The 4,687-nt window shown below is 70.8% G+C and carries 8 protein-coding genes; 3 read left to right on the top strand and 5 right to left on the bottom strand.

Annotated elements, in window-relative coordinates; translation table 11 throughout:
• Positions 1-521 (bottom strand): amidohydrolase family protein (locus ACVNF4_RS32655; protein ID WP_461806500.1); only part of this gene is annotated, 521 nt, incomplete at its 3' end.
• A 162-nt stretch (positions 522-683) separates the two neighbouring features.
• On the bottom strand, positions 684-1,607 hold the full coding sequence (locus ACVNF4_RS32650) for a LysR family transcriptional regulator (RefSeq protein ID WP_461806499.1): 924 nt from the start codon (positions 1,605-1,607) through the stop codon (positions 684-686).
• Between the two features lie 102 nt (positions 1,608-1,709).
• Here ACVNF4_RS32650 and ACVNF4_RS32645 point away from each other — a divergent pair, with 102 nt between their 5' ends.
• Complete coding sequence (locus tag ACVNF4_RS32645; protein ID WP_461806498.1) at positions 1,710-1,916, top strand: antitoxin; 207 nt, start codon at positions 1,710-1,712, stop codon at positions 1,914-1,916.
• 55 nt (positions 1,917-1,971) lie between these two features.
• On the opposite strand, the gene ACVNF4_RS32640 is transcribed toward ACVNF4_RS32645, so the two are convergent.
• The gene (locus ACVNF4_RS32640) at positions 1,972-2,361 is read right to left on the bottom strand and encodes a roadblock/LC7 domain-containing protein (protein WP_461806497.1); all 390 of its coding nucleotides are present in this window, start codon (positions 2,359-2,361) and stop codon (positions 1,972-1,974) included.
• A 79-nt stretch (positions 2,362-2,440) separates the two neighbouring features.
• On the opposite strand from ACVNF4_RS32640, the gene ACVNF4_RS32635 reads away from it, so the two are divergent.
• A complete protein-coding gene (locus ACVNF4_RS32635; RefSeq protein WP_461806496.1) occupies positions 2,441-2,602 on the top strand; it encodes a hypothetical protein in 162 nt (53 codons plus the stop codon).
• Positions 2,603-2,622: 20 nt separating this feature from the next.
• Here ACVNF4_RS32635 and ACVNF4_RS32630 read toward each other — a convergent pair whose 3' ends face one another.
• Positions 2,623-3,426 (bottom strand): hypothetical protein, encoded by an 804-nt coding sequence (locus ACVNF4_RS32630; RefSeq protein WP_461806495.1) that lies wholly within the window; start codon positions 3,424-3,426, stop codon positions 2,623-2,625.
• The gene (locus ACVNF4_RS32625; protein ID WP_461806494.1) at positions 3,423-3,776 is read right to left on the bottom strand and encodes a hypothetical protein; all 354 of its coding nucleotides are present in this window, start codon (positions 3,774-3,776) and stop codon (positions 3,423-3,425) included. Before ACVNF4_RS32625 ends, ACVNF4_RS32630 begins: the two co-directional genes overlap by 4 nt.
• 149 nt (positions 3,777-3,925) lie before the next feature.
• Between ACVNF4_RS32625 and ACVNF4_RS32620 the strand changes: the two genes are divergently transcribed.
• Entirely contained in the window at positions 3,926-4,291 is a 366-nt protein-coding gene (locus ACVNF4_RS32620; RefSeq protein WP_461806493.1) for a hypothetical protein, read from the top strand.
• The last annotated feature ends 396 nt before the right edge of the window (positions 4,292-4,687 follow it).

Raw genomic sequence — 4,687 nt, 5'->3', positions numbered from 1 at the left:
ACCTCGCGAAGGACGAGGCGGAGTCGGTGTCCGCCTACGCCTCGCTCTCCATCTCGGCGGGCCGCGCGGCCCAGGACCTCCCCGAACGGGCCAAGCACTGCGCGGCCCGCACCGGCCGACACGACGATCTCCGGGCGCAGTCCTTCCCCGGGGCTGTCGCGCAGTTCGAGTGTGAGGTAGTCGCGGTCGCCGAGGTCGCGGACGGTGGTGACACCGGCGTCCAGGGAGCGGGCCGCGTTCTCCCGGGCGACGCGGAGGACCGCCTCGGGGCCGTCGGGCATCCCGTGCGCGACGGCCTTCTCCGTGCCGTCCCAGCAGAGGTGGACGTGGGTGTCGACGAACCCGGGCAGCAGCCAGGCATCGGGGCCGAAGTCCACCGTCGCGGCCTCGGCGGGAGGCTCGGAGCCGGTGAAGTCGACGTCGAGGATCATGTCGTTCTCGACCAGCAGCATCCCGGACGGTCCGACGCGTGCGCCGTCGAACACGTGCCCGGCTTTCAGTGCGAGCAGTTCGCCTCGCATGACCGTCATCTCCCAAGGCCGCGATACGGAGTGTGCCGGGACTCGGCACCCCGCTGTTCCGGCAGGCCGTGACGGCGGTGGCGGCGGATCCCCTCGGCCAACTCTGGCTCTCCGCCCGGCCGGTGGGAACGCTTGATCACCGATGCCGGGCATAGACGCCGCCTATACTCCGCCCCGGTGCGGCCGGGCCGCAACGCGCGCTCCCGCCTCGACGACGACCTGGCGCAGCCAGACGTGCGCGGGGTCCCGGTCGTGGCGGGGGTGCCACCACAGGGACTCCATGATCCGGCCCGGGTCGAAGGGGAGGTCGACGGTGGTCAGGCCGCGGCCGGCGGCCTCGCTGAGCGCGAGGACGCGGGCGGGGAGCAGGGCGGCCCGGTCTGTGCCGATGACCAGGTAGGGGATGGTGAGGTAGTTCTCCACGGCGATGTCGATCCGGGGATCCATGCCGCTCCCGCGCAGCCGGCCCAGCGGAGAGTATCCCAGCCACGGGAAGTGGAAGGGCATCACCCAGGGCCGGGCGCCGAGCTCCTCGACCGTCGGGGGCCCGCCCTCGACGGAGTCCGAGGAGACGACACACACCCAGGGGTCCTCGTACAGCTCGATGGACGGGGTGTCCCCCAGTACGCCCTGCGGCAGGATCCCGGCGTCGACCTCACTCAGGGGTTCCTCCCTTCGTTGCGCGAGAGAGGGAGTTTCCAGCAGGAACCGCAGCCGCACCCCCGGTGCTCGTTCGCTCACCAGCGCGGCCAGTTCCCGTCCCAGGGTCGCCACGTGCATGTCGGTCGCGATCAGGGTGAACTCGCGCTGGGCGAAGGCCGGATCGAAGGCGGTGTGCGGCAGGAAGACGTCGTCCGCCAGCCGCAGCGCCCGCTCCGCCTGCCCCGCGAGCTGCTTCGCCAGTGGCGTCAGTTCGTAGCTGTTTCCCTCCCGGGCCAGCAGTTCGTCGCCGAAGTGCCTGCGCAGCCGGGCCAGCGACGCGCTCACCGTCGGCTGGCTCAGCCCCAGCCGCGCCGCCGCCTTCGTCACGCTGCGCTCTTGCAGCAGTGCGTCCAGCGGTACGAGAAGATTCAGATCCAGGCCCACGACGCCTTGCCTCCGTGGAGATGTCGCGCTTGTCCACAGCAGAGCTTAGGCGATGAGATCATGACCCTGTCAGTACTACATGACTGTAGAGGAGAAGTGCGGGTGTTCGAGGGGCTGAAGAACCTCAAGGATCTCAAGGACAAGGTGGACGACTTCGCCGAGGAGCACGGGGACAAGATCTCCGCGGGCCTGGAGAAGGCGGGCGAGTTCATCGACGACAAGACCGGCGGCAAGCACGGCGACAAGATCGACACGGCGGTCGACAAGGCTCAGGAATACATCGAGAAGCTGGGCCAGAACAAGGACTGACGGTCCGTCAGTCCACCGCCCCCACCGGCCCGTTGCCGGTGGGGGCGGTCTCGTCTCAGGCGGGCGTGTCGCTCTCCAGGATCTTCGCCAGGCTCTCCAGCGTGAGGTGGACCTCGCGCTGGAGGCGGGCCAGGTCGAGGCCGTCGTCGCCGACGACCGTCAGGAGCGCACGGTCGTTCACGGCCAGCACGATCACGTGCCGGTCCGCGCTGCGCGTGGTGACGTCCCGCAGGCCACTGCCGCCCGCCTCGTGGGCCATCCGCCGGGCCAGGCTGTAGTTCGCCGCGGCCAGCGCCGCCATGGACTCCGCGTGCACGGCGTCGACATCGGCGGCGACCAGAAGGCCGTCGACGGTGGAGACCACCGTCTCACTGACCCCCATCACCCCTTCGCGCAGCGCGGTGAGCACCTCGACGAGCGGTTCGGACTGGTGGACTTCGGACATCGGCGATCCCTGCTGGTGAGCGGTGACGTGCGGGCGGTGCGGTAGGTCAGGGCAGAGCAGAGAGGAGGTCGCGGACGCGGTGCAGGAGAGCAGTTTCAGGCTGGTCCTCCTCCAGGCCCGGGGGGACGGGACGGCCGGCCGACGCGCCGGGGCGGCGGACGGGGAGCGGCGACGGGGTGTCCTCGACGGCGGGCCGGTCGAATCGCCGTCGCCGGGCGAGCGCGAGGTACCGCTGTCTTGACTTCCTGCGCCTGCGCGGGTTCACACGGTATCCGATCGGTGGGGGCGGTGCGTGCCCGGCGTGCGGGTGGGGAGCGGCGCGGAGCCGGCCGGTGAGCGGGGCGCCTCGGTGCGGGCCCCCGGGACACGAAGTGCCGTACTGGGGCGGCTCGCTGACGGAACGTCATGGTGGATCAGGCCGAGCGCGCGCAGGTGGGCGAGGTCGACCATGACGGCGAAGACACCCCGGCCGAGGGCGAAGGCGAGGTCGCGGGGGGTGCGGCGGCCGTTCACGGCGTCCAGCAGGGCGAGGTGACGGGGGTGCGTGACCGCGGGGCGGGGGGCGTCGGTCGCCCGGATCCTGGTGCGGGCCAACTCGACCGGGGAGCCCCAGAGTTCGGTGAGGACGGCGAGGCGGCGGGTGGTCTCGGCGGCCACCAGATGCGGGGCGAAGGCGCGGGAGGCGACGACTCCCGGGACCGGTTCGCGGACCTCCCAGACGGCGCCGGGGCCCAGAGCAAGGGCGAAGGCGCCGTCGAACAGGGCTGCCGTGCAGGTGATTTCGAACTCCTCGGGGCTCAACAGGCCGCGCTTATGGAGCTGTTCACTCAACAGGCCGTCCGCCGCGCGGGCCGCCGCCCACGAACCGTCCTCCACGCGCCCGGACTTGAGGAGGACCGACTCCGCGCTCGGGGCGCCGGGCGTGTCGACCGCGACGACGAGTCCGGCGTGGACGTGGATCGTGCCACCAGGGGTGCCGGAGACGGCGACCGCGGCGTCACGGCGTTCGTCGTACAGGGCCGCCAGCAGAGCAGGGAGGTTACGCGGGGGCACTGCCGGGGTCATGCGGTCACCTCTGCCGCGTACAGGCCCAAATGGTGCAGAACCAGAGCGAGGTTGGCCTGCCCTCGTTCCAGTGCGGCGGTCAGCAGCAGGGGATCACCCTGCCGGGGCACCGTGGCCACCACGAGCTGCCGGCTGCTGCCCGTGATGACGATACTCTCCAACTCCCCTTGCGCGCCCGCCGCGTTGAGACCGCTCTCGACGAACTGCGCGAGACGGCTGCACTCCACCGGGTCCTGGCTGCCGGCCCCCGCGTCGCCGTACGTCAGTCCCGTGACCGCGTCGATGAGCGAGACACCTGTGACGCCCGGCAGTTCCAGGAGGCGACTCAGGGAGGCTTCGACTGATGACAACGGGACTCCCTCTTCACTATTGCTTCACATGGCAACGGAAAACACAGTAGTTTAATCCGAAAGGTTCAGGACAGGGCGTCCGTCGCTCAATTTCTGACCCACCGTCACACGGCAGTACAGCAAAGCGTGAACAGAGCGAAGGACAGGACATGAACATCGAGACCGCGCTCAAGGAAGCGATGACGATCGACGGCGCCCTGGGTGTCGCCCTGGTCGACTACGAGAGTGGAATGTCCCTCGGCACCCTCGGCGGTGGCCAGGGTCTCGACCTGGAGGTCGCCGCCGCCGGCAACACCGAGGTCGTCCGCGCCAAGGCCCGCACCCTCGATCTGCTGGGCATGCAGGACTCCGTCGAGGACATCCTCATCACCCTCGGCGCCCAGTACCACCTCATCCGCCCCCTCAACAGCTCCGGCGGCACCCTCTTCCTCTACCTCGCCCTGGACCGCAGCCGAGGCAACCTCGCCCTGGCCCGCCACGCGCTCAAGCGGATCGAGTCGGGCCTGGAGGTCTAGGGCCGGTCCGGCCGGCGTTCCACCCGAGGGGCAGCTCGGCATCGCAGAACACGCACACGAAGTACCCCTCCCGCACGACGCCGACCTCCCGGCACTCGACGCAGCGCCGGAAGACCACCGCGTGCGTGAACCCACCGGGGTGGCCGAGGCCGGCCCGGTCGAGGGCGTGCGCCACCGCGGGCCACGACGTGACGTCGGGGCAGTATCCGGTGGACAGGTTGGTGACCTCCACGACCGTCCACCGGCCCGCCTCCCGGCCGAGCGCGACCTCCCCCGCCCCGAGCACCGGCCCCCGAAGGGACGCCGAGCGCGTGGAAGACAGGCTCCAGCAGATGCTCGATCGCCGGTTCCGCGACGACACCGAGGACCAGCGTGCACAGCGTGATCCCGAGCTGC

The sequence above is a fragment of the Streptomyces sp. S6 genome, from assembly GCF_054880855.1.
This window is presented reverse-complemented; position numbering and strand designations above follow the sequence as displayed.